This window comes from Anoxybacillus andreesenii (genome assembly GCF_030813005.1).
GTDB classification, from domain to species: domain Bacteria; phylum Bacillota; class Bacilli; order Bacillales; family Cytobacillaceae; genus Robertmurraya; species Robertmurraya andreesenii.
Genome location: NZ_JAUSTU010000075.1, coordinates 1 through 1,356 on the forward strand (window position 1 = coordinate 1; position 1,356 = coordinate 1,356).

Annotated in this window: 9 tRNA genes and 1 rRNA gene; all 10 read left to right on the forward strand. The window is 44.9% G+C overall.

Annotated elements, in window-relative coordinates:
- A 5S ribosomal RNA gene (rrf, locus tag J2S07_RS21805) occupies window positions 1-91 on the forward strand; the annotation flags it as partial.
- Between the two features lie 12 nt (window positions 92-103).
- Window positions 104-179: transfer RNA gene (locus J2S07_RS21810), tRNA-Val, on the forward strand.
- Between the two features lie 32 nt (window positions 180-211).
- Window positions 212-287: transfer RNA gene (locus J2S07_RS21815), tRNA-Thr, on the forward strand.
- A 140-nt stretch (window positions 288-427) separates the two neighbouring features.
- A tRNA-Lys gene (locus J2S07_RS21820) sits at window positions 428-503 on the forward strand.
- A 30-nt stretch (window positions 504-533) separates the two neighbouring features.
- Window positions 534-618, forward strand: a tRNA-Leu gene (locus J2S07_RS21825).
- Window positions 619-652: 34 nt separating this feature from the next.
- A tRNA-Gly gene (locus J2S07_RS21830) sits at window positions 653-727 on the forward strand.
- A gap of 5 nt (window positions 728-732) precedes the next feature.
- Window positions 733-821: transfer RNA gene (locus tag J2S07_RS21835), tRNA-Leu, on the forward strand.
- Window positions 822-876: 55 nt separating this feature from the next.
- Window positions 877-953 (forward strand) — tRNA-Arg (locus J2S07_RS21840).
- A 57-nt stretch (window positions 954-1,010) separates the two neighbouring features.
- Window positions 1,011-1,087 (forward strand) — tRNA-Pro (locus J2S07_RS21845).
- Window positions 1,088-1,095: 8 nt separating this feature from the next.
- A tRNA-Ala gene (locus J2S07_RS21850) sits at window positions 1,096-1,171 on the forward strand.
- Window positions 1,172-1,356: the final 185 nt, after the last annotated feature.

Below are 1,356 nucleotides of genomic sequence, written 5' to 3' on the forward strand. Positions count from 1 at the left end.
ACCCGTTCCCATACCGAACACGGAAGTTAAGCTTCTCAGCGCCGATGGTAGTTAGGGGCTGTCCCCTTGTGAGAGTAGGACGTTGCCGGGCGATAATAAATACGGAGGATTAGCTCAGCTGGGAGAGCACCTGCCTTACAAGCAGGGGGTCGGCGGTTCGATCCCGTCATCCTCCACCATAGTTTTTACAAAGCAATAATTTTCCTATTATGCCGGCCTAGCTCAATTGGTAGAGCAACTGACTTGTAATCAGTAGGTTGGGGGTTCAAGTCCTCTGGCCGGCACCATGCTTCTTACTTCCTTGTGTTGCTTCTTCGGAAGCATGCGAAAAATCTCGAAAGAGATTTTAAGCAGGTTTTGGAGTATGATTTGAGCATGCTATTAAGAGTTAAGCAGAGAAAAGTATTCAAGCTTAATATTGTAAAGAGAGCCATTAGCTCAGTCGGTAGAGCATCTGACTTTTAATCAGAGGGTCGAAGGTTCGAGTCCTTCATGGCTCACCATTTTTTCTAAAGAAAGTTATAAATTCATATGCGGGTGTGGCGGAATTGGCAGACGCACTAGACTTAGGATCTAGCGCCGCGAGGCGTGGGGGTTCGACTCCCTTCACCCGCACCATTTATAACAATAGAATAAAAAATGTTGTATATTTGCGGAAGTAGTTCAGTGGTAGAACACCACCTTGCCAAGGTGGGGGTCGCGGGTTCGAATCCCGTCTTCCGCTCCAAATTTGCCGGGGTGGCGGAACTGGCAGACGCACAGGACTTAAAATCCTGCGGTAGGTGACTACCGTACCGGTTCGATTCCGGTCCTCGGCACCAGTTTTTTTGTATCAGCATTTTTTTGTTACAAAAGATTTATTATTAATAATTTGAGGCGCCCGTAGCTCAATTGGATAGAGCGTTTGACTACGGATCAAAAGGTTAGGGGTTCGACTCCTCTCGGGCGCGCCACTAATCTAGATATCGGGAGTTAATATTTTTATATTTATTTCTGACCTGTTATCAAATCGGGAAGTAGCTCAGCTTGGTAGAGCACTTGGTTTGGGACCAAGGGGTCGCAGGTTCGAATCCTGTCTTCCCGACCATGTATAATGGGGCCTTAGCTCAGCTGGGAGAGCGCCTGCTTTGCACGCAGGAGGTCAGCGGTTCGATCCCGCTAGGCTCCACCAGGATTATTTTTAGTAAGATGAAAATAATCTTCTATAATGCTATTGACAAACTTTAAGTAGCTTGTTAATATGTAAAAGTCGCTTTAAAGATTGTTCTTTGAAAACTAAACAAATCATACGTCAACGTTAATTCTAGTTGTTTTAAAACAACAAATTTTTATGAGCTATATCAACTCTTTATTGGA